At 42.4% G+C, this 20,511-nt stretch carries 25 protein-coding genes and 1 pseudogene; 8 read left to right on the top strand and 18 right to left on the bottom strand.

From position 1 onward, the window contains the following. Nucleotides 1–152: 152 nt before the first annotated feature. A complete protein-coding gene (gene trpD / locus H6G41_RS08515; protein ID WP_190745464.1) occupies nucleotides 153–1,241 on the top strand; it encodes an anthranilate phosphoribosyltransferase in 1,089 nt (362 codons plus the stop codon). Here the strand turns inward: trpD and H6G41_RS08510 are convergent. Next, nucleotides 1,171–2,226: a TIGR02281 family clan AA aspartic protease gene (locus H6G41_RS08510; RefSeq protein WP_190745715.1), complete on the bottom strand. Its 1,056-nt coding sequence runs from the start codon at nucleotides 2,224–2,226 to the stop codon at nucleotides 1,171–1,173. The two genes, trpD and H6G41_RS08510, sit on opposite strands and share 71 nt — an antisense overlap. Nucleotides 2,227–2,531: 305 nt before the next feature. Between H6G41_RS08510 and carA the strand changes: the two genes are divergently transcribed. From carA to H6G41_RS08485, 5 genes are all read left to right on the top strand, one after another. After that, on the top strand, nucleotides 2,532–3,698 hold the full coding sequence (carA, locus tag H6G41_RS08505; RefSeq protein ID WP_190745462.1) for a glutamine-hydrolyzing carbamoyl-phosphate synthase small subunit: 1,167 nt from the start codon (nucleotides 2,532–2,534) through the stop codon (nucleotides 3,696–3,698). Between the two features lie 135 nt (nucleotides 3,699–3,833). Beyond that, complete coding sequence (locus tag H6G41_RS08500) at nucleotides 3,834–4,292, top strand: STAS domain-containing protein (protein ID WP_242037840.1); 459 nt, start codon at nucleotides 3,834–3,836, stop codon at nucleotides 4,290–4,292. A 377-nt stretch (nucleotides 4,293–4,669) separates the two neighbouring features. Further along, a complete protein-coding gene (locus H6G41_RS08495) occupies nucleotides 4,670–5,149 on the top strand; it encodes a ribonuclease III domain-containing protein (RefSeq protein WP_190745459.1) in 480 nt (159 codons plus the stop codon). Between the two features lie 98 nt (nucleotides 5,150–5,247). Then, nucleotides 5,248–6,282, top strand: a complete 1,035-nt coding sequence (gene rlmB / locus H6G41_RS08490; protein WP_190745457.1) for a 23S rRNA (guanosine(2251)-2'-O)-methyltransferase RlmB — start codon at nucleotides 5,248–5,250, stop codon at nucleotides 6,280–6,282. Between the two features lie 96 nt (nucleotides 6,283–6,378). Beyond that, nucleotides 6,379–6,681 (top strand): DUF1816 domain-containing protein, encoded by a 303-nt coding sequence (locus H6G41_RS08485; protein ID WP_190745456.1) that lies wholly within the window; start codon nucleotides 6,379–6,381, stop codon nucleotides 6,679–6,681. A gap of 202 nt (nucleotides 6,682–6,883) precedes the next feature. Here H6G41_RS08485 and H6G41_RS08480 read toward each other — a convergent pair whose 3' ends face one another. The 4 genes from H6G41_RS08480 to H6G41_RS08465 form a co-directional block, all read right to left on the bottom strand. Beyond that, on the bottom strand, nucleotides 6,884–7,726 hold the full coding sequence (locus H6G41_RS08480) for an alpha/beta fold hydrolase (protein ID WP_190745711.1): 843 nt from the start codon (nucleotides 7,724–7,726) through the stop codon (nucleotides 6,884–6,886). Nucleotides 7,727–7,770: 44 nt separating this feature from the next. Next, the gene (locus H6G41_RS08475) at nucleotides 7,771–8,343 is read right to left on the bottom strand and encodes a CAP domain-containing protein (protein WP_190745454.1); all 573 of its coding nucleotides are present in this window, start codon (nucleotides 8,341–8,343) and stop codon (nucleotides 7,771–7,773) included. A 114-nt stretch (nucleotides 8,344–8,457) separates the two neighbouring features. After that, nucleotides 8,458–9,165, bottom strand: coding sequence for a CAP domain-containing protein (locus H6G41_RS08470; protein ID WP_190745452.1), 708 nt, complete (start codon nucleotides 9,163–9,165; stop codon nucleotides 8,458–8,460). A gap of 377 nt (nucleotides 9,166–9,542) precedes the next feature. Next, nucleotides 9,543–10,301: a DsbA family protein gene (locus H6G41_RS08465; RefSeq protein WP_190745450.1), complete on the bottom strand. Its 759-nt coding sequence runs from the start codon at nucleotides 10,299–10,301 to the stop codon at nucleotides 9,543–9,545. Nucleotides 10,302–11,310: 1,009 nt separating this feature from the next. On the opposite strand from H6G41_RS08465, the gene H6G41_RS08460 reads away from it, so the two are divergent. After that, a complete protein-coding gene (locus H6G41_RS08460; protein WP_190745709.1) occupies nucleotides 11,311–12,162 on the top strand; it encodes a universal stress protein in 852 nt (283 codons plus the stop codon). Nucleotides 12,163–12,240: 78 nt separating this feature from the next. Here the strand turns inward: H6G41_RS08460 and psbM are convergent, their stop codons facing one another. The 5 genes from psbM to H6G41_RS08435 all read right to left on the bottom strand — a co-directional run bounded on the left by psbM (nucleotide 12,241) and on the right by H6G41_RS08435 (nucleotide 15,005). Continuing rightward, a complete protein-coding gene (psbM, locus tag H6G41_RS08455; protein WP_096604004.1) occupies nucleotides 12,241–12,357 on the bottom strand; it encodes a photosystem II reaction center protein PsbM in 117 nt (38 codons plus the stop codon). Nucleotides 12,358–12,478: 121 nt separating this feature from the next. Beyond that, nucleotides 12,479–12,775: a 2Fe-2S iron-sulfur cluster-binding protein gene (locus H6G41_RS08450; protein WP_190745448.1), complete on the bottom strand. Its 297-nt coding sequence runs from the start codon at nucleotides 12,773–12,775 to the stop codon at nucleotides 12,479–12,481. Between the two features lie 183 nt (nucleotides 12,776–12,958). Continuing rightward, nucleotides 12,959–13,096, bottom strand: coding sequence for a photosystem II reaction center protein K (locus tag H6G41_RS08445; protein WP_015199278.1), 138 nt, complete (start codon nucleotides 13,094–13,096; stop codon nucleotides 12,959–12,961). Nucleotides 13,097–13,232: 136 nt separating this feature from the next. Beyond that, a complete protein-coding gene (tgt, locus tag H6G41_RS08440; protein WP_190745446.1) occupies nucleotides 13,233–14,336 on the bottom strand; it encodes a tRNA guanosine(34) transglycosylase Tgt in 1,104 nt (367 codons plus the stop codon). Nucleotides 14,337–14,552: 216 nt separating this feature from the next. Next, entirely contained in the window at nucleotides 14,553–15,005 is a 453-nt protein-coding gene (locus H6G41_RS08435; RefSeq protein ID WP_190745444.1) for a hypothetical protein, read from the bottom strand. 230 nt (nucleotides 15,006–15,235) lie between these two features. Between H6G41_RS08435 and cobS the strand changes: the two genes are divergently transcribed. Further along, nucleotides 15,236–16,009, top strand: a complete 774-nt coding sequence (cobS, locus tag H6G41_RS08430; protein ID WP_190745442.1) for an adenosylcobinamide-GDP ribazoletransferase — start codon at nucleotides 15,236–15,238, stop codon at nucleotides 16,007–16,009. A gap of 57 nt (nucleotides 16,010–16,066) precedes the next feature. Here cobS and H6G41_RS08425 read toward each other — a convergent pair whose 3' ends face one another. The 8 genes and pseudogenes from H6G41_RS08425 to H6G41_RS08390 form a co-directional block, all read right to left on the bottom strand. After that, nucleotides 16,067–16,528: a PPC domain-containing protein gene (locus H6G41_RS08425; protein WP_199316096.1), complete on the bottom strand. Its 462-nt coding sequence runs from the start codon at nucleotides 16,526–16,528 to the stop codon at nucleotides 16,067–16,069. Nucleotides 16,529–16,611: 83 nt separating this feature from the next. After that, nucleotides 16,612–17,283 (bottom strand): ComF family protein, encoded by a 672-nt coding sequence (locus H6G41_RS08420; protein ID WP_190745439.1) that lies wholly within the window; start codon nucleotides 17,281–17,283, stop codon nucleotides 16,612–16,614. A gap of 45 nt (nucleotides 17,284–17,328) precedes the next feature. Then, nucleotides 17,329–17,832 (bottom strand): GNAT family N-acetyltransferase, encoded by a 504-nt coding sequence (locus H6G41_RS08415; protein ID WP_190745437.1) that lies wholly within the window; start codon nucleotides 17,830–17,832, stop codon nucleotides 17,329–17,331. A 54-nt stretch (nucleotides 17,833–17,886) separates the two neighbouring features. Further along, nucleotides 17,887–18,282: pseudogene (locus H6G41_RS08410) on the bottom strand (DUF6745 domain-containing protein); the annotation flags it as partial. Continuing rightward, nucleotides 18,269–18,724: a leucine-rich repeat domain-containing protein gene (locus tag H6G41_RS08405; RefSeq protein ID WP_190745435.1), complete on the bottom strand. Its 456-nt coding sequence runs from the start codon at nucleotides 18,722–18,724 to the stop codon at nucleotides 18,269–18,271. The pseudogene H6G41_RS08410 and the gene H6G41_RS08405, both read right to left, overlap by 14 nt. A 24-nt stretch (nucleotides 18,725–18,748) precedes the next feature. Beyond that, the gene (locus tag H6G41_RS08400) at nucleotides 18,749–19,153 is read right to left on the bottom strand and encodes a VOC family protein (RefSeq protein ID WP_190745432.1); all 405 of its coding nucleotides are present in this window, start codon (nucleotides 19,151–19,153) and stop codon (nucleotides 18,749–18,751) included. 20 nt (nucleotides 19,154–19,173) lie between these two features. Next, nucleotides 19,174–19,770, bottom strand: coding sequence for a tRNA isopentenyl-2-thiomethyl-A-37 hydroxylase MiaE (locus H6G41_RS08395; RefSeq protein WP_190745705.1), 597 nt, complete (start codon nucleotides 19,768–19,770; stop codon nucleotides 19,174–19,176). A gap of 152 nt (nucleotides 19,771–19,922) precedes the next feature. Then, nucleotides 19,923–20,273 (bottom strand): response regulator, encoded by a 351-nt coding sequence (locus tag H6G41_RS08390; protein WP_242037851.1) that lies wholly within the window; start codon nucleotides 20,271–20,273, stop codon nucleotides 19,923–19,925. Nucleotides 20,274–20,511 lie beyond the last annotated feature (238 nt).

The raw sequence follows: 20,511 nt of genomic DNA, 5'->3' as shown, positions 1-20,511 counted from the left end.
GAGAGAAATTTTTTTATTTGAATTGAGGGAACAGGTGCACATTTTATCATCAGCATCCTCAAATATATAAGGACTAAATTCCTGACTACGAACTGTTTCCCATTTTCCGGTAGGATAACTCCCAGACCCTAGCGCACACACAAAACTTATCTATGACAACTTCCCCCATCTCTACGCCAGAAATCTCAACTAGCTGGTATTTGTTGCTGCAACAATTAATTGATGGTGAATCTTTAACCCGCAATCAATCGGCAGAATTGATGCAAGGTTGGCTGAGTGAATCTGTTCCCCCAGAATTATCGGGAGCAATTTTAACAGCACTGAACTTTAAAGGGGTTTCGGCTGATGAGTTGACTGGGATGGCACAAGTGCTACAGTCTCAATCTCTGGGACACGGGAATGTAGGAACTCAAGGAGTTGGGGATATTTCTTCACCTTATTCCCTCATCGATACCTGTGGTACTGGTGGAGATGGTTCGTCAACTTTTAATATTTCTACAGCAGTTGCTTTTGTGGCTGCTGCCTATGGTGTACCTGTGGCGAAACATGGTAATCGTTCAGCATCCAGTCTCACAGGAAGCGCGGATGTTTTAGAAGCTTTGGGTGTGAATCTCAGCGCTCCCAGCGAAAAAGTTCAAGCAGCAGTCAAAGAAGTGGGGATCACTTTCCTCTTTGCTCCTGGTTGGCACCCTGCACTCAAAGCAGTTGCGGCTTTGCGTCGAACTCTCAAGGTAAGGACTGTGTTTAATTTACTCGGCCCTTTGGTAAATCCTTTAAATCCCACTGGGCAAGTGGTAGGGTTATTTACTCCTAAATTATTAGCAACTGTTGCCCATGCCTTACAAAACTTAGGTAAGCAAAAGGCAATTGTTGTACACGGGCGGGAAAAACTTGATGAAGCGGGATTAGGAGATGTCACCGATTTAGCCGTGTTATCGGATGGGGAAGTGCAGTTAACTACTCTAAATCCGGAAGAAGTGGGTTTAACGCCAGCAACAATAGGCACACTCAGAGGCGGTGATGTCCAGGAAAATGCGGAAATTTTGAAAGCGGTACTCCAAGGTAAAGGCACTCAAGCGCAACAGGATGCTGTGGCGTTAAATGCTTCATTAGCGCTACAAGTGGCAGGTGCGATCCCGTTGTTAGACCATGCTCAAGGTATTAAGGTAGCTAAGGAGATCCTAAATACTGGCGCTCCTTGGGTGAAATTGGAGGAGTTAGTCCGGTTTCTGGGGAATTGATATCCCCGTGGGATTGGGGGCGAAATTCTACGACGTTGCGCTTGATGGTGACATCGTAATTACCGAAAAAGTCATGACCTAGCAATCCTGTTTCTAAGTCTGAACCTGCGATCGCTACTGGTACTTTATTCACCATTACCCCAGCCGCAGCCATCGAGTCAACATAGCCAATGGTAAATTCCACTTGCTTGGAACTGGCTGTGTTGGCTTTAGTTTTACCTACAGGGACGATACCCAAAGTATTTGCCATGTTTTGGGTAATCACAGTGCCACTAGCCCCGGTATCCACAATCATTTCAAATCGCCGCTCGCCATTGAAGGTAACTTCAATAATTGGTGTTCCGCCAATGCGGCGTTTTATTGGGGCAATAAACACATCTGACTCTTCGGTAACTTGTGGCGATGGCATTAACACCGATTGGACGGCTGGTTGTTGTGGTTTTAGCACCTGTGACGCTAGAGGTTGACTAGGGTTAGACAGGGTTTTTTGTGAAGGAACTACAACAACTACCCTTTGGGGTTTGGCGGCTACCGGTGTAACAGGTTTCGGGCTAGCCTTGTCTAAGGCATATTTAATTTGACGCTGGTATTCAGAGATTTTGATTTGCGCGACCGTGAAATTGGGACTTTCTTGCTGGATATTTTGCATCAACGCGATCGCATCTTGGAACTGACTCGCCACCAACTTCCAATCATCAGGAGATTGGGCAGATCGGCTGATCGTCATCGCACCAGCCGCCTTGTCCAGCGCCAACTCAAAAGAATTCAGTTCAACTACCGACGAAGACTGTGCCTGGGGTTCTGGTTTGGATAATTGTGTTGTTGCTTCGACAACAGGCGTTTCTGCTAGCTTGTCCACGGGCGTAGGCTGCTCGCGATCGCGATTCGCAGTACTTTGTTTGTCTTGACTACAGGCAACACCCAAAACCGCTAGCGCACTTGTAAGAGCAACCAGGGTTGCACGGGATAAAAAAGACTGGAGCATAATTAACTTCGATTTTACCCGCCCTTTAAGGAGGAAATCTACATCTTTTGCAGGAAAGTTAAGAAATGGGCATTGGGCATTGGGCATTGGGCATTGGTCATTCTTCTCCCTTGTCCTCCTTGTCCCCCTTCCCTTGTCCTCCCTCCTTGTCCCCCTGCCCCTAACCATCTTCTCGCTAAATTACCCAACTCATGGGATAATTAGCATTCGCAGCTTACTAGGGAATAAAGACTAAGGCTAAAAAACAAGAAAAACTTAACCCCTAGCCCCTAATCCCTAGCCCTAACCCCTAATCATGATTGCCTATGTCTCTGTCTGACACAATACCTGCTCTACTTGTCCTAGCGGATGGAACTGCTTATCGTGGTTGGTCTTTTGGTGCCACGGGAACCACAATTGGGGAAGTGGTGTTTAACACTGGCATGACTGGATATCAGGAAGTGTTAACAGATCCCAGTTACTGCGGTCAAATAGTTGTTTTTACATATCCTGAACTGGGTAATACTGGGGTCAATCCCGAAGATGAAGAATCGGCTAGACCACAGGTACGAGGTGCGATCGCGCGCAACATTTGTCAGCGACCGAGTAATTGGCGCTCAACGCAATCCTTGCCTGACTACCTGAAACAACACCAAGTACCAGGTATTTACGGCATTGATACCCGCGCCCTCACCCGCAAAATTCGCATGTTTGGAGCCATGAATGGTGGTATTTCCACATCTATTTTGGATGAGGCTGAGTTGCTGGAGCAGGTACAGGCGGCTCCAAATATGCAAGGATTAAATCTGGTGCGGGAAGTAACTACGCCAACGGTTTATGAATGGTCAGAACCGACAATTCCGGTTTGGGAATTCAACGCCAATACATCGGAAAACAGTGGCGAATCCTTCACCGTTGTCGCCCTTGACTTTGGGGTGAAACGTAATATCTTACGTCGCCTCGCCAGCTATGGTTGTCAAGTCATTGTTGTACCCGCGCATACACCACCAGAAGAAATTATCAAATATAATCCAGATGGCATCTTCCTTTCCAACGGGCCTGGCGATCCAGCCGCAGTAACAGAAGGTATTGCAACTGCCAAGGCACTGCTAGGCGCGGAAAAACCCATCTTTGGTATTTGTATGGGGCATCAAATTTTGGGTCATGCCTTGGGAGCAGAAACCTTTAAACTCAAGTTTGGGCATCGGGGATTGAATCAGCCAGCAGGCTTACAACAACGGGTAGAAATTACTAGTCAAAACCATAGTTTTGCTATTGACCCGGATTCTTTACCTGAAGCAGTTGTGGAAATTAGCCACCTCAACTTGAACGATCGCACTGTTGCCGGGGTACGTCACAAATCACTGCCTGTATTTTCAGTACAATATCACCCAGAAGCTAGTCCTGGCCCCCATGATGCTGATTACTTGTTTGAGGAATTTGTCAAAGCAATGCGAGCAGCACGTCAATTAGCCGCAACTGGGGTTAAATAAAATAGGGACTAGGTACTAGGTACTAGGAATTTTAGATTTTAGATTTTGGATTTTAGATTCAAATACAATCCAAAAGACGCTCGCGGACTCGCTAACGCTGCGCTATCGCAAATCCAAAATCCAAAATTGTTTTCAATGCCCCATGCCCTAACCCAGCAGGTTGTAGACAACTTGCACCAAAACCAATTATACTGGAGCGTTCACTTTCACCATGAGGAGGGAGTTATTGCTGAGCCACTGAATCTAACTGTGAGCCTAAGGGGTACTCGTGAAGCCCGGGATAACTGTCAGCTATTCCGCCTCACAGGTTTATTAGATGCTTTTTCTGAGCCGACATTTCGCAAGGTACTCAGTAGCAAAATTGATGAGGGGCCAAAAAATATTATTTTGGATCTCTCACAAATCGACTTTGTTGATAGCTCTGGCTTAGGTGCTTTGGTACAACTAGCCAAGCAGGCTCAAACCGCTAATGGCACCTTGCAAATTGTCACCAATGCCCGTGTAACTCAAACGGTCAAGCTTGTTCGCTTAGAGAAGTTTCTCTCCCTGCAATCATCCGTTGATGCGGCTCTAGAAAACATCAAGTCGTCTTGATTGCTTGACCAAAAACACAATCTAGCTATCCGATGCTTTATCTGGATAGCTTAATTTTTAACAAAGTTGGCTAGCAAACTTCTTTAAGCTAACGAGCGTCTAAATTGTTCATTTTTTCGCTCAGATCGTCAATAGTCATTTGTCTTGTGTCATTTGTCAACACAAATGACCAAGGACTAATGACCAATCTATAGATAAGTAGCCCAAGCGATCGCCAATCAATATAGCTAACAAATATTAAAATTATTAAAATTTTCAGATCTCAATAAAAAGATCGGATTTAGTCAGTAATTTTTGATAGTGTAGATAATGCTAAGTATGTAAACACAAGAGCAATGATGGCTGCCAAATATAGCACAAGAAGGAATAGTTAACTTGTGAAGCCCAAGGAGGAAGAGCTATTAGATGGACAAGATGAACCTGTGCAACAGAATTCATTTTGGACTGAATCGCTCTTAACAAACACATTTCAACTACCCCAACAAATTTCTGTTTCACAAGTGCAACAAATCTCTCCTGCTGCATTAGCATATGTAGGAGATGCAATTTATGAGCTATATGTTAGAATGTTTTATCTAATGCCATTGCAGCGACCAGACACTTACCATCGTCTGGTAGTGGCACAGGTAAGAGCAGAACAACAGGCGCTACATTTGCGATCGCTAATACCTCATTTGAGGGATAGTGAATTAGATATTGTCCGACGGGGTCGTAATGCTGCCGCAGGACGCTCTAAACGGGTTGATCCAGAAATTTACCAGCAAGCAACTAGTCTAGAAACATTAATCGGCTACCTTTATCTCACAGACTTCCCCCGCTTAACCGAACTGTTGCAGAAACTCCATCTAGAAAAATAGTGGGCCGTTAATCTCACGCTAGCAAAATCTAGGCCGAGTGAGCTTCGGTAAGTTTAGTAAACAGTATGCCCACCTTATAAGTAATAGCAAATACTCCTATGTCATCTGATAAACCCAGAAAAATCAAAACTGCTGGCGAACCTAATCGCGGCCTACCTGTGAAAGTCAAAGGTAAAAAGCGCGTTCTCGCTAATCCCATTCGCCAGTCCCGACCTGGTGAGGCTAAACCCGTGCGTCATCATCAATCTAGTGATGCTAAACCCCTAACAGTAAGAACTGGTGATGCTAAACCCGTAACGATAAGAAGTAATCAGCAGCGTCACTTGCCTCATCCCATTACAGAGATACACTCAGCATCAGAAGAGAGTGATATCATCTATGGTCGTCATCCAGTCTTAAGTGCTTTAGAAAGTCAGCGTGGTCTTAACCGGATCTGGATTACTTCTCGTTTACGTTACGATCCCCGCTTTCATCATTTGATTTTACAAGCTAAAGATCATGGCGCAGTCATTGATGAAGTAGAACCAAAGCGCTTGGATCAAATTACTCACGGTGCTAATCATCAAGGGATAGCAGCGCAAATTGCTCCCTACAGCTATATTGAATTACCAGATTTAATTGCAAAAGCAAGATCTGTCAACGATCCTGTCATTATCGTTGCTGATGGGATTACCGATCCCCATAATTTAGGTGCAATTATTCGCACAGCAGAAGCTATCGGTGCACAAGGATTAGTTATTCCTCAAAGAAGGGCTTCCGGGATCACTTCAACTGTGGTAAAAGTGGCAGCAGGTGCTTTAGAAAACTTCCCCGTTGCTCGTGTAGTGAATCTTAGCCGTTCTTTGGAAGAACTCAAGGAAGCTGGCTTTTGGATTTATGGCACAGCCGCCACCGGTAGTGAACCCCTGCACACAGTCAATTTCAGCGGCCCCATCGTTTTAGTGATTGGCTCAGAAGGTGAAGGACTAAGCATGTTAACACAACGCTCTTGCGATGTTTTAGTATCCATCCCCCTACAGGGTAAAACCCCTAGCCTGAATGCCTCTGTAGCCGCAGGAATGGCGCTGTATGAAATTTCCCGTCAGCGCTTGCTCAACACACATTATCTGGATAGATTACCAAAACCTCTTTGAAAATTTAGAAGAACAGAGTATAAAGAAATGTAAAGGAAAAACACAAATCAAAAACCGTTTAATATCCAGTACCTCATTCATAAATTGGCAACTACCATGAAAACCATTTGGGATGATCTCAAGGAAACGTTGATTAGCACAGTCAACAATCTAGGCATGGCTTGGTGGGTAGAGATTGTGACACAAAATCCCCGTTGCACGTACTACTTTGGCCCGTTTCTGAACTCTGTGGAAGCCAATCTGGCAATTAAAGGTTACATAGAAGATTTAGAAGCAGAAGGCGCACAGGGAATTACTGTGAATGTCAAGCGTTGTAAACCAGATTCTTTAACAATTGCTGAAGACCTGGGGGAACGGATTGACCGCAAAGTAACGCCTGCCTTTAGCGGTCAGATTTAATTAGGCAACATTCACTATCAAATGCTGATTATTGAGAAGCCAGTTGCGTTCTCTAATTTCCAGAGTAGAGTAACCTGGCCTGGCTGATTCCTGGTAGAACCAATCAAACTGAGATTTCAATTTGCTGGTGGGAATTTTTAGTTACGCCAGATGCTTTCAATCTGGCGGCTCAATCCCATGATTCCAACCTCCACTATCAGCATTAGTGAATTTCTGGAGAATGCTCCTTAATCCAGCAGTCAATGTCTCTCAATACCTGCTGGGGAATTTCCCAAGGGAAAAGGTGAGCAGTATTGGCGTAAGATTCCCACTGACAGTTTTTCAGGTGACGAGCTGTTTCTAAACTAGCATCAACTGTGATGTGACGGTCTTGGGCACCAGCAAGTACCAAGCTAGGACATTCTATTTGCTCCAAGTCTGTAAGTCTGTTGTAACCAGCGCGGATAGCAGTATAAAGAGCGCGAGTAGCCGCAGAAGAAGTTTGTAAATAAGCTGGCACAGCATCTTTAGCCAGATAACTATAAGCTGTGGGTGTATGTTGTTGGATCAGGTAACGAAATAGCGATCGCTTGCCAAAAGTTTCAATATTCCACTGCCAACCTGGTTTAATATAATTCAAGATTCCCGCCACACCAGTATACAGATTATCCTGCCAAGTAATCGGGGGATGATTGCCACGAGGTCTAGCAGCTGTCGCCACTAAAATCAGCCCTGTCACCCGTTGTGGTAAACGTAACGCCAGTTCCATAGCCAAAATACCACCTAAAGACCACCCCAATACCAGACATTTTTTAATCTCAAAGCGGTCTAGGAGAACTTCTAAGTCATGTATATGGTCTTCCATGACAAAATCACCCTGAAAGCGACTTTTTCCATATCCACGCAAGTCAGGGGCAAAAGTTTGATAGCGCTTGGATAGGTGATTTGTAAACACAGCAAGACTCCGACCAGAACCAGGATGGCCATGTAAAGCCAAGATGGGGAAACCTTGACCTTGAATATAGACATTTAACTTTGCAGCCTTAGCACTATGGCGATCGCCCATTAGTCCCCGTTCTTCTGGTGTCATAGCAAGTATTGATATCTTGCTTATAATTGTGACACCGATTTTTCTTGATAACCGCCAGCGTAGGTGATGACACACATCTGTCTATATTTAGGGTGAACGCCGAAAGCTACCCCAGTGACTTTAAAAGCAGAGTTAAAGATATTTTGGCGATGACCGCGATCGCGTACTCCATCATCAATAATTAATTGCATAATGATATCTTGAGCTAGATAAGAACCATAGCTGATGTTTTCAGCTGCTGTAATTTCCCAGTTACCATAGCGACTCATGCGAGTAAAGGGATTGCTACCATCGCTACCAGTGTGACCGATTGCGCCTGTAATTCCTTGATCTTGCACATGAGCTTTCGCAGCTAAAGACATTCCTTGAGATATACTCAAAGCGGCGACAGGACTAACAGAAGACAGAACCGAAATTGCTTCATCAACTGCTGTGACGCCTTCTTGAGTCAGTAAGTAAACTCCTTCAGCGATTTTGACTTGTAACCCTTGAAAACGCTGTTTCCAGTTTTTTAAAGCTGGAAGATATGCAGTAGGTTTTGTCCGCACCTTGTTCATTTCTGCAATTATTTCTTGTTCTAAAGGTGATAGCATCGCTAATTAATTAAATGATAAAAAATATCGCCATCAAAGAATTTTGGATTGAAATTACTCAATCCAAAATCGCAAATATCAAATTCTCTCAGGACTGAAATCCTGAATACAAAATTATGATTTTTCTTTATAACCACCAGCGTAATTAATTACGCAAATTGTTCTATATTTTTTGTGAGTGCCGTAAGCCACACCAGCAACTTTAAAAGCACCATTAAAAATGTTGGTGCGATGACCGCGATCGCTTACTCCATCATCGATAATTAACTGCATGACGATATCTTGGGCGGTGCTTGGGCCATAGCTAATATTTTCGCCTGCTGTGATTTGCCATTGACCATAGCGACTAATGCGACTAACTGGGCTGCTACCATCGCTACCATTATGACCTGTTGTACCTTTGGGGCCTTGGTCTTTGACATGATCTCTCGCCCCTAAAGACATTCCTTTAGAGGCTGTCAATGTTCCCACAGGACGAGCCGATTTAAGAAATGCGATCGCTTCATCTACCGCCTTTACCCCTTCTTGAGTCACTAAATAAGTATTCTGGCCAATTTTGACTCGATTTCCTTGAAAGCGCTTTCTATAGTTTTCTATGATAGGAAGGTAGGATTTAGGATTTGTCCGCACTTTGTTCATCTCCACAATTACTTGTTGTTCTAAAGGAGAAAGATAAGTTGCCTTCGCTAACAGAGTAGGACTAGCCTTTTGAACTATAGGTTGGGGCGATTTTGCTACAGACTGCTTATTGGGTATTAGTTGTTGATAACAGCTAGCTATCAAGGTAAGAGGCAAAAATAGCCAAATGCCAACGCGACTCATAAATTATCTCACTAGGTAATTTATACGGTTAAACTTTATAGATTTTAGATACATGAAAAGATAGTAAAATTTCGGAAATTTTACCTAAATATTTTCTGAAAAAAAGCGCAGAGTTACGCCTAGGAGTACAGACAAATCTCCTACTACTCGGCGTTAAGCCTCTGCGTTATACAATTCTCACTCAACAGTATGTTGTAACCTTTCTTACAATAAACGTAAAGAGTGAGCAAACCCTCTCAGGGAGTTTCAAATTGATGTAGGGTGCTTCAGTTCCAATAAGCTTTTGAGATTCAAAGCTGATGTCTGGCTGACGCACCCTATTTGTATTAGGCAAAGATTGGATAAATTTTACAGAAATATCCACTGTATGCTCTCATCTATTTAGCATCAGCTAATATTTTCTCAAGATTCGATAACTGCACTACACCAGAGAAATTTTCGCTATTCATCACAAAAAAGGGTGTGCCATCAATGCCCAATTTTTCTGCTAATTGGATATCTTTTGCTATAGATTTTTCGGCAATATTATTCGCACCAAAAGCATCGTTTTTAAATTTCTCCAAATCCAAATGCAATGATTTGGCAGTATCTATATATAATGCTTCGCCAAGTTGATTCTGATTAGCAAATAAAGCATCGTGATATTCCCAAAATTTGCCCTGTTGATTTGCAGCCCAAGCTGCTTTTGCTGCTGGTAATGCTTGGTCATGAATAGGAATTAAAGGCAAATGTTTGTAAACTAAGGTAATTTTATTTTGGTGCTTTACTAACAATTGCTTTAGGGTTTTATGGGCTTCAGCACAGTAGGGACATTGAAAATCAGAAAATTCTACTAGTACAATCTTTGACTGACTCGCGCCTGTAGTGGGAGATTCGCCAATCACTGACTGAGAATTGATTTTTAAATCCTGTAAAAATGCTTGGCGTACTTGTTTTAGTTGTTGTTGCTGTTGTTGCTGGTATGTCTGGACAGATTCGATAATTACCTCCGGGTGTTCGCGGAGGATTTGTAATACTTGCTGTTCTAGTTTGGAACTGACGGAAGTAGCAGCTTGTACGGGAAGTGACCAGCTGACAACTAAACACAGTAAGCTGATGAATAGCCAAGTACGCATATACCGAAACAATTGACGCATATCAAAATACTCGCTCAGTAAACATCCTCATAGTATTCCCTTAGATGAGTGAGTGCGATCGCTCTTCGGAATTAAATCACATTTCATCGATGATTTAAGGGGGGTTGGGTGTGGTGATTATCAATATCATAAGGGAGCGGAGACCGCCCTCCTACAGGGGGGATGGGTTTTAAAAGGGGAAACCAGGAATTGATACGGGAATTCGATTGCGAATTTCGTTTTGAAGTCTATGCATGATAATGTGAGTGACAATTTATCCCTAATTAATTAAAGTTTATTCAGTATATACACTTGAATAGCGATCGCTATTCAAGCGTACTTATGCACATTTGTGTGTGAAGGAAAATGAAAATAAAATGAAAGTAATTTGCAGTTGTGATTTATCAGATGACAATTAATAGTCAACTGTAAAAATACAGGAGTTACAAACTTTTAGGGATTTATCTAGCAAATTTTTATTATATTCAACCAAAAAAAATCTAAAAAAATAGCTTAATGTTTATCAAGAGTTATTGCAAAATGCTGAATTAAGCATAAAAGATGCCATAGGAATCTGATTTGACATTTAAATACAAAAAATCTGTAACTCTTATCAAACAGACATTCTGCTAATTTGTGAATTATATATGATATGAGATTTATATATAATTCATTTACTTTTTTTAGAGCATCGTTGCAATACTTAACTCACTTTTAATGAACAAAAGTAAACATAAATTAAAAATAATAAATACCATCATATTTTAGTAAATTGTTCAGGCTAAATTGAAAGTAAGCTTAATCATCAGAGCCTAGTTAAGAACTTACTTGACTGAAGTGCAAATCACCATCACAATTCCAACTGTAAAATTCATCTTCTCATTCTCGAAGAATAATACTGTGGATGATTGGCTGTGATGCGATGAGTGCGAAAAACTTAACTAGGTAGTTCAGCAAGCTTGTAACCAAGCCAAGTTGAGTCGAATCACTAAGAGCAGAAACCAAAGCAATCTTAACAACAAGACGTATGATGATAGATAAAATTTTGCTGGCTGTGTCTGGATTGGGACATGCAGAAGAAATGCTCAAGGCATTAAAAGAAGTGCCATCAATCAAAACTGCAAAAGTTACAGTGTTGCACGTAGTTCCATCTCAATCTACTGCTAACGCTATGACCGAAAAGTGGGAGGAAGGTGGCAAGATCTTAGCAAATGCGATTCAGACTTTGAACTTAGATGCGAGCCAGGTTTCTTCTATCTTGCGCCAAGGTGATCCCAAAGATGTGGTTTGTCAGGTAGCTGATGAAATCGATGCTGACTTGATCATCATGGGTTCACGCGGACTCAAGCGCCTACAATCTATTTTATCGAATTCAGTTAGCCAGTATGTATTCCAACTGTCATCTCGTCCTATGTTGCTGGTCAAAGATGACATTTATGTTAAACGAATTAACCGCGTTATGGTGGCAATGGATAACTCGGAGTCAGCGAAACACTGCTTGAGTTTAGCTTTGTTCTTACTGCGTGGTATCGAGGGTGGTCAGCTAATCTTAGCGAATGTAAATACAGATTTACGCGGTAAATCATCTGAACTCACCGAAGTTACCCCAGAGAAGAATTCAGTTTTAGCCGCAGCTGTTGCAGAAGCCAACAAACAAGGAGTCAAAGCACGTTGTTTCAGCAGTTCGGGTAAACCAGGTGAAGAAATCTGTCGTTTAGCAGAAGAATTGAGCGTAGATTTATTATTACTGGGATCTCCCGATCGTCGTCCATCGGTAGCTAAGAGTTTTGTCGATATAGATAGGCTCATTGGCTCTTCTTTATCTGACTATGTTCGCGTGAATGCTACTTGTCCTGTACTGTTGGCACGAACCACTAGTTAACAGCTAAATAGATTTAGCGGTTGATAAACAAAAACCCCTGCACCATTGGTGTAGGGGTTCTTTATTTTATAAAGCGTTTTAACTATCTTTTTTACCTTCGCGGCTGGCAGTCTGGATGTAAAGAACTATCAAAAATACAGAGGGAACTAGTACGAACAGAATGCTCGCTACAAACCCCAGGTCATTAACTTGCATGGCAAGAAAGCCTCTCCTAGATTTCCGGTCAACAACATTTAGAATAGCATCATAGATGACAGAGTTTGCCCATATTTTCTGATGGTGCAAATGCTTGCTAACCGGAAATGCATCTAAAAGGCTAAGGCTTGGTGACTACGCTGACAGGCCCGTTAACTAAGGTTTGACAAGCAAGGCGGTAATTTTCGGGTTTTTTCTTTAATTTGCGGTTTTCTACATCTGTGCGCGGGGAAAGATTCTCTATACCTTCTGTAATCTCGACTATGCAAGTACCACACTGGCCATAGCCGCCGCAATTTGTCATTTTGCCAAACAATGTATAGATATCAATGCCATTTTGCATGGCTTTCAGCCGGAGATTAGCACCATCTGCCGCTATTATTTCTTTATCTTCTTTAACAAATTTGATATTACCCATAACTAATACCTTAGGGACTTGCAGCGTGGCTTTGATATTTTTTTAACCAGGCTTGATATACTAACTTAAGTCTATATTAAAAGATTACAGATTATTAAGAAATATCTAGTTTTGCAAAACTAATAATACAAAAAAATAGGACAGGTATTTTTAACCTGTCCCAGAGATGAAAACTTAATTAACTTACCTAAATCCAACTGCTGCTTGCCAAACGAAAGCAAGTAACAAGAAGAAAACGGGAATTACTGGGAGAACATCTACCAAAGGATTAAAAATTTGGTATGCTTCCGGCAATTTTGCTAACAACAATGCTGCTTCCATATTCGTTTAAATCCACCTATCCAACACAGCTTTCATAATTGATAGGTATCTTAACATGGTTTGGTCAATGGTCAGTTGTCAGTTGTCAGTTGTCAATAGTCATTTGTCTCCCTTGTCCTCCTTGTCTCCCTCCTACTCAATCTAGCCAGTGAGCAAATTCTGTGGCGAAGCGATCGCTTAATATGGCTTCGCGGATGCGTTGGGTAAAACGTATGAGTTCTGTGATGTTGTGAATGCTCAATAAGGTGTAAGCTAAAATTTCTTGCGATCGCACTAAATGAGATATGTAAGCACGACTAAAGTTTTGGCAAGCGTAGCATGTACAAGTTTCATCTAATGGCGCAAAATCTTCACGGAATTTAGCATTTTTTAAATTCCAGCGTTCGCCTTGAACTATTGCTGTTCCATGTCTCGCCCAACGGGTGGGAATTACGCAATCAAATACATCGACACCGGAGGCGATCGCGATCGCCATTTCTTTATATGTACCCACACCCATTAAATAACGGGGTTTTTCTGGTGGTAATAATGGTGCGGTTGCTTGGACAATCTGCGCCACTAGTTCTGGCGGTTCACCGACACTGACACCACCAATTGCATATCCTGGTAAATCTAACTTAGCTAAAGCTAAAGCCGCTTGCGATCGCAAATCTAAATACACCCCACCTTGGACAATCCCAAATAGCGCCTGATCGCTGCGTTGATGCGTCGCTATACAGCGTTCTAGCCAGCGATAAGTACGTTCCGTAGCCGCTTCTACTTCTTCGCGAGTCGCTGGGTATGGCGGACATTCATCAAACGCCATAATCACATCCGCCCCTAGAGTATTTTGAATCTCAATTGAGCGTTCTGGCGTTAATTTAATGATTTGTCCATCATGGGGAGAACGAAAAGTTACGCCTTCTTCCGTAATTTTTCGCATCTCGCTTAAACTAAAGACCTGAAACCCACCGGAATCAGTGAGCATTGGCCCGTCCCAACCCATGAATTTATGCAGTCCCCCACCGCCCGCTACAATTCCTTCCCCTGGTTGGAGGTGGAGATGATAAGTATTAGACAATACCATCTGTGCCCCAGTATCCTTAAGTTGGGCTGGAGTCACAGTTTTCACATTTGCTAGCGTCCCCACTGGCATAAATCTAGGGGTTTCCACAGGGCCGTGAGGGGTGAAAAATACGCCAGCCCTAGCTTTTGTCTTGCTACAGCAAGCAAGACATTGAAAAGAAAAATTAGCGCTCAAGGCAAAATTAATATGATTTCGTTAATTTAACGATTGTATGCCCTTGGGTCTTTGTGGTAAAAGATTATTTTCCACCCCAAAGGCACAAAGGCACAAAGGCATAAAAAAAATTAATCTATAAAGATTGGTAAACTAAAAAGCCTTAAAAATTTCTCTTTCCGGTCAACAGTCAACAGTCAACAGTCAACAGTCAACAGTATTTTCAAGCTAAATTATTCAAAATGAGTCGGTCGTATCATCATCAATTTCCGCATCCCATCTGGCGGCGAGTACTTGCTCCATCATGGCTTCGATGGCGCTCACATTCAAGTTGCGCTCTCTGCGCTCTTGTAAAGGCGTTGAGAGGGGAATCAGCCGCAAACACATACCTTCTTGGAGCAAATCAAAGTAGGTTTCTTGTTGCTCGGACTGTTTGAGTTCTAGGTAGTCAAAACTATGAACGTTCAAATAAAGTGCATGGTTAGCCACGAGAGTAGACCTTTGCGGGTTGGCAAACACTTCCATCACATCCCCATCACCCTCACTTTGTAACTGTCCGTCTTGGGTGTAGATGTAGTGGACTCGACCTAAGTCAGCCAACAATCGCCGGATGTCGAGCTTATTCACAATAATGCCCGTGTTAATAATGCACGGAGCTGGTATCTTGGTGTCGGGTAGATGGTGACTCATAAGGAAATGGGGTATGAGCGTAAGTGAGGTGCAACAGCGCAAAATTTTGAGGTCAAAAGTCTGTTTACTCCCTACATTTAAAAAATATCAACTTTTGAGAGCGACCGTCCAATAAGCTAAATTTTGTCATTGGTCATTGGTCATTGGTCATTGGTCATTAGTCATTAGTCATTTGTTCTTAGTCCCTAGACCCTAGCCCCTCATCCCTAGCCCCTCATCCCGTAAATTCTATGAACGACCAGCCTAGTTTTGGGAAAAAGCTGCTGCTTGATTTGGTAGCTGCCGTGATATTTTATACTGTAATTCCGTTGCCAACTGTCAACGGATTGGTATTTGCGCAAGTGGCGCGTATGGCTCCACTAATTGGGCTGTTGATTGGGGGAATTTTAGGATTGTTTGATATGGGAATGAGTTATTTGGGTATACCAATATTAACTCGTAGCGCGCTAGTAGTCAGCATGGGTATTGGCATTACTGGAGGGCTACATTTAGATGGAGCAATGGATACTGCTGACGGTTTGGCGGTAGGTGACCCAGAGAGAAGGCTAGAGGTGATGGCAGATAGTGCTACAGGTGCATTTGGCGCAATGGCTGCGATCGCTCTATTATTGCTAAAAACAACAGCCTTGACAGAGATAGAAACAAACCGTTGGTTAATCTTGATGGCTACTTGTGGTTGGGGACGCTGGGGACAACAGCTAGCGATCGCTTATTATCCTTATCTTAAACCGACTGGTAAAGGCGCATTTCACAAACAAGCCATTCAATCCTACAAAGATTTGTTACCGGGACTGTTGTTACTGATTAGCATCAGTGGATTACTCTTTTTACTATATAACCAGCAGAGATTTTTGGCATTAGTAATGGTAGCTGCGGGAATAGCGATCGCTACTGCCACTAGTGCCTGGTTTAACCACAAATTAGGCGGTCACACTGGTGACACTTATGGCGCAGTTGTGGAATGGACTGAAGCCCTATTTCTTTGCGTTCTCACTGCTTTTTGAAAGAAATCAGAGGGGCAGAGGAAGCACAGGAGAAATAGCCATGCCCCATGCCCCATATCACTTTATCGGCTGTAGCTTTGTTACTTTTAATTTAAAGTTACCAACGCCAGTTTCTCCGAAAGAACGGACGCGAATTATATAAGTTCCTGTCTCTGCAATGCGGGTAAACAATAGGGAATTACTTGTGCCATCAGGCCCGTCGTCATTTTCGGCTAAGGTTGTACCATTGGGCGAAAGTAGGGTAATAATGCAGTCAAAGTTATCTGATGACAAATCAACTGCTAAATTGTCGCCTTTATTGAGCTTGACAGCGTAATCGCGAGCGTACCCGCCCTGACCTGTGGGAATATCTTTCTCTGAAAGAGTATCGGAAAATTCTGAACTACTGGTAGTTAAAGGAATTGGACTATATAACTTATTTTGAGCAAAAACAGCATTTGTACTGATGCTCATTGCCAATAAGGTGGCAGGAAGAATAATTAGCCGTTGTAAACCCGCGACAAAAACTTGACTGATCATTAAAGCAAAATTTCCATAAAAACAGGATAATTTGGTCAATTATAGAGTTTTAAAGAATAATAGCTTTCCCATGTGTTGTTGAGTTATTTATTTTTGTTTGTAGTAGCAAGGGCTACCAAGCCTAATATAGGAATTTTGCACTCACTGAGTGTTTGCACCGCGGCTGCGGCGGTAGCACCCGTAGTGTAAATATCATCTACTAACAACACTGGTACAGTGGGAGGAATACGGCGCAATTCTTGCCCAACAACAAAAGCTGCTGCCAAGTTTTTTTCGCGCTCAGATGCCGATAAACCAAATTGTGCTTTAGTTTCTCTAACTCTTTCTAGACCATTTAGTTTGAATTTTAACTCAGCTGTTTGACAAAAGCTTTGGGCTATGAGTGCGGCTTGATTGTATCCTCGGGTTTTTTGTTTACTGGGGTGAAGTGGTATGGGTACGACTAGCAAATTTTGATGATCAATGGGCGAATTTAATAACCATGTTTCACCTAACCACTGACCTAAAGGTTTAGCAATTTGTGGTTGATTTTCATATTTCATCACAGCGATCGCTCTTTTTAACGAACCACCATAAACCCCCCAGCTAAACACTGGTATCGGTCTTTGCCAAAAGATTTTCGGGTCTTGCAGGCGACATTGTTGCAGCTGTCTTTCACAGTATTCACACAGATGGCTAGGGGTACTGCGTTGACACAAAGGACAATGGGATTGGAGAAAAAGATTAAGTAATCCTTTAATTAGGGGATGGGGCATGGGGCATGGGGTATGAGTCAAGCGTCAACAGTCAACTGTCAACCGTCAACCCTCTTCCTTTGAGGATTGATTGAGGTATTTGACATAAACGCGATCGCACCTTGGGGTTTCTACTCCTGTGGCTGGTTGATAGCCGTTGCTTTCGTAGAGTTTGACAGCTTCTACTAAGACGCTGGCGGTTTCTATCCAAATTTGCTTGAAGCCACGGGCAGCGATCGCTTCTTCTAGTTGTTGTAACAAATATTTCCCTAATCCTATACCTCTGATGCTGGGCAATAAATACATTTTCCTGATTTCTACGGCTTTTTCACCGCGATTTACCGGATAGTATGCCCCGGTTCCTACTAATTGCCCTTGGTGTTCAATTACCCAAAATTCACCGCCTGTGGCTAAGTAGCATTCTTCAACTTGTACCACATCGCGATCGGCTCCGTTTGGTTCCCAGCCCAAACCGTATTCTGATAATACATAACTAATAACTGCGGCAGTGCTAGTGCGATCGCTCTGCTCCCAGTTACGAATCAAAAAGTCTCGATAATAATCTCTCATCGGAAAATTTTCAATAATTTTTAATTTTGAATGGGAGCAAAAAGAGAGTCAAGTTTACACAGAAATTTCTTCTGGATCTATATCCCAATTTACCCAACGAATCGCAACTCTGGCAGAGTTGATCAAAGGCGGTACTCTTAATGTATGAATTTTTGCCGTGCTAGGGCAAGTCATTTTTAAAAGATGAATTGGCTCAACATCAACATCAGCATCAATGCGAAGTAAGGTGTATTCTTCCCAAGAATCGATGACTTGCGCTTGTAGTTGCTGACAAATGCGATCGTAGCCTATACCTTGGATTAATATGCATCTAAGTTCAGCATTGTCTTCTTGTACAAGCCATTGTGCTTGCCATTGTTGGGGGTGAATTTTGCCGTATTTCTCTGGTAGTTTAACACTATGATAGTAGTATCCAGTATGCCAAGCGTCGCTAAATTCAATGGCTGGTTCGCAGTAGAGTCAAGTTGAGAAGTGTAGAAAATTGACTCAGGTCTAGGTCATTTTTATTATGCCAAATAAAGAGTTTAGTAAAATTAGTTAGACCAGACAACGGACAAAAATCGGCAATCGAATTATCACTGATTTCTAGGTAACGCAGTTTCCTTAAACTAGATAATAGACTAATGTCAGAAATCTGATTATTACCGAGTTCTAAGTAAGTCAGATTGGTTAATGTAGATAGTAGACTTAGATCGGAAATTTCCTGATAATTTAGCCCCAGTCTGATAACGCTTGCAAGTCGTTGCTCTGCTTGGTAGCAATCAGAAGTAATAACTTCCGCCAATAGAACCTCAACTGTATGTCTGGCTTTAGGTGAGAGGCTATCTTGATGTAAGCACCAGTCAGCAAAGCGGCGAAAGTTCGGACTCTGGTTTGGCTGTGGTTGAGACATCGACTAGTAACTGGCAAAGAAAATTTAACTCAGGATGCCCAAGTTGGTGTATATCTCAATTAAATTGCCATCGGGATCGCGAAAATGAGCTGTGCGAATTCCCCAGTCTGGACGATCTGTCGGTGGAGCCATGAGGATACCATTACGATCTTTGAGGCGTTGATAAACTTCATCGACGTTATCGACAGCAAAAATTAAGGATGTTTTATCTTGGCTAGCAAAGGATGAAGGCTGATTGATGCTGGGGATGACTTGTGCCATGAACTCTTTTTTGAATACAGCAAGCTGGATAGATCCGGTGTTAAACTCGGCGTATCCAGTTTCTTCATCACCCCAATCTACATTCAATCCCAGTACATCCCGGTAAAACAAAAAAGTCTCTTTATAATTGGATACGAGTAGTCTGAGGTGTGTTAACTGAAGTTTCATAATTCATTTACGCTGATATACTAACTATGAATTCTAGGCTCTGAGTGTAATGTTGCTAACAGATCGCTTTCAACTATTGCTAGTTCATCGAGCCGTTGCATGACAATTTCACGGTCAAAGTAAGTATCAGCTAGAACCCAGTATGTACCGAAATGACGGGCTTCAGATGCCATCAAACCTTTGTAAAATTTGGCTAATTCTGGCTCAGGACAGTGTGTAGCTAATAATCCTAAGCGTTCATGACTACGAGCTTCTATTAATCCGGTGACGAGTAAAGAATCTAAAAATCTATCTGGTTCTTGGGGACGAACTTGCGCTTTTAAACCCGCGCCGTAGGGTGGTGGTGGTAAGGGTGCGAGGGGGATGTTGCGGCGTTCTAGCCACTGATTGACGAGTTCAAAGTGTTCTAGTTCTTCACGAGCGATCGCAGTTAATTCTCTGACCATTTTCGCATTGGAAGGGTAGCGAAACATAAAATTTAACGCCACGCCTGCTGCTTTACGTTCGCAGTGGGAATGATCGAGCAGAATTATATCTAAATTAGCGATCGCTTGTTCTACCCAAGCGGAACTAGTGGGTTGTTTGAGGGCGTTGATTTTTGGTAATTCAGTAAGCACAGGATGACAAACTCCAGATATCTCAATGTAGCTGAGATAGCCCAGCACATTGATTTTAATCTTTTCACAGTTGATTGTTGAGTGTTGAGTGTTGACTGTCAACAACCCCATGAAATGATTATGTCAATGGAGATGGGTTTTAGCTTACCAGTCTATTGGTTGGCGATTAACTCAGATAAAGTATTTAATAAATCTGCGGCTGTGTAAGGTTTGGCTAAAAACTCTTGCGCACCAGCTGCTAAAGCTTCCCGACTGTGAGTAGGTAATCCGCTAGTGGCGATGATTTTGAGTTGAGGATTTAATTTTTTGAGGGTACGGATAGCTGTTAATCCATCTAAACTCGGCATCATGATATCGATCAATACTAAATTAATTTCCTGCTGATGCTGGGCGTAAATTGCGATCGCCTCAATACCATCTTTAGCAATCAAGGTTCTATAATTAGCTTGTTCTAGTGATGTTTTGGTGGCTAATTGTATCATTACCTCATCATCGACAATCATCACTAGCTCTTGGTTTCCTGTGGGTATTGTTGTCGATGATACTTGTTCATCGCTCGCTTGTTCTATGGCTGGTAAGTAAACTTTAAATTTTGTACCTTTACCTTGTTGACTGAATACTTGTACAAAACCCCCACTATTTGGTTCTTCAGTAGCTATTATGCCAAATTATTAGTTATAGCACTCATATAAACACAAAAAAAGCATCTTTATTTTGCCAAAAGCCTTATATGTATTGACA

Source organism: Tolypothrix sp. FACHB-123 (assembly GCF_014697075.1).
Classification (GTDB): Bacteria; Cyanobacteriota; Cyanobacteriia; order Cyanobacteriales; family Nostocaceae; genus Aulosira.
The sequence above is the reverse complement of the archived record's forward strand: the minus strand, read 5'-3'. Positions and strand labels throughout refer to the sequence as shown.

What these genes read in the sequence shown, in the direction of transcription:
- H6G41_RS08485 (WP_190745456.1), top strand. Translation starts at nt 6,379, where the DNA reads ATGAAAACCATTTGGGATGATCTCAAGGAAACGTTGATTAGCACAGTC.
- carA (WP_190745462.1), top strand. Translation starts at nt 2,532, where the DNA reads ATGTCTCTGTCTGACACAATACCTGCTCTACTTGTCCTAGCGGATGGA.
- H6G41_RS08400 (WP_190745432.1), bottom strand. Translation starts at nt 19,153, where the DNA reads ATGAAACTTCAGTTAACACACCTCAGACTACTCGTATCCAATTATAAA.
- H6G41_RS08480 (WP_190745711.1), bottom strand. Translation starts at nt 7,726, where the DNA reads ATGGGCGATCGCCATAGTGCTAAGGCTGCAAAGTTAAATGTCTATATT.
- H6G41_RS08465 (WP_190745450.1), bottom strand. Translation starts at nt 10,301, where the DNA reads ATGCGTCAATTGTTTCGGTATATGCGTACTTGGCTATTCATCAGCTTA.
- H6G41_RS08460 (WP_190745709.1), top strand. Translation starts at nt 11,311, where the DNA reads ATGATAGATAAAATTTTGCTGGCTGTGTCTGGATTGGGACATGCAGAA.
- H6G41_RS08415 (WP_190745437.1), bottom strand. Translation starts at nt 17,832, where the DNA reads ATGAGAGATTATTATCGAGACTTTTTGATTCGTAACTGGGAGCAGAGC.
- H6G41_RS08435 (WP_190745444.1), bottom strand. Translation starts at nt 15,005, where the DNA reads ATGAGTCACCATCTACCCGACACCAAGATACCAGCTCCGTGCATTATT.
- H6G41_RS08510 (WP_190745715.1), bottom strand. Translation starts at nt 2,226, where the DNA reads ATGCTCCAGTCTTTTTTATCCCGTGCAACCCTGGTTGCTCTTACAAGT.
- H6G41_RS08450 (WP_190745448.1), bottom strand. Translation starts at nt 12,775, where the DNA reads ATGGGTAATATCAAATTTGTTAAAGAAGATAAAGAAATAATAGCGGCA.
- rlmB (WP_190745457.1), top strand. Translation starts at nt 5,248, where the DNA reads ATGTCATCTGATAAACCCAGAAAAATCAAAACTGCTGGCGAACCTAAT.
- trpD (WP_190745464.1), top strand. Translation starts at nt 153, where the DNA reads ATGACAACTTCCCCCATCTCTACGCCAGAAATCTCAACTAGCTGGTAT.
- cobS (WP_190745442.1), top strand. Translation starts at nt 15,236, where the DNA reads ATGAACGACCAGCCTAGTTTTGGGAAAAAGCTGCTGCTTGATTTGGTA.
- H6G41_RS08425 (WP_199316096.1), bottom strand. Translation starts at nt 16,528, where the DNA reads ATGATCAGTCAAGTTTTTGTCGCGGGTTTACAACGGCTAATTATTCTT.
- H6G41_RS08420 (WP_190745439.1), bottom strand. Translation starts at nt 17,283, where the DNA reads ATGCCCCATCCCCTAATTAAAGGATTACTTAATCTTTTTCTCCAATCC.
- H6G41_RS08500 (WP_242037840.1), top strand. Translation starts at nt 3,834, where the DNA reads ATGCCCCATGCCCTAACCCAGCAGGTTGTAGACAACTTGCACCAAAAC.
- H6G41_RS08390 (WP_242037851.1), bottom strand. Translation starts at nt 20,273, where the DNA reads ATGATTGTCGATGATGAGGTAATGATACAATTAGCCACCAAAACATCA.
- psbM (WP_096604004.1), bottom strand. Translation starts at nt 12,357, where the DNA reads ATGCAAGTTAATGACCTGGGGTTTGTAGCGAGCATTCTGTTCGTACTA.
- H6G41_RS08475 (WP_190745454.1), bottom strand. Translation starts at nt 8,343, where the DNA reads ATGCTATCACCTTTAGAACAAGAAATAATTGCAGAAATGAACAAGGTG.
- H6G41_RS08445 (WP_015199278.1), bottom strand. Translation starts at nt 13,096, where the DNA reads ATGGAAGCAGCATTGTTGTTAGCAAAATTGCCGGAAGCATACCAAATT.
- H6G41_RS08470 (WP_190745452.1), bottom strand. Translation starts at nt 9,165, where the DNA reads ATGAGTCGCGTTGGCATTTGGCTATTTTTGCCTCTTACCTTGATAGCT.
- H6G41_RS08405 (WP_190745435.1), bottom strand. Translation starts at nt 18,724, where the DNA reads ATGTCTCAACCACAGCCAAACCAGAGTCCGAACTTTCGCCGCTTTGCT.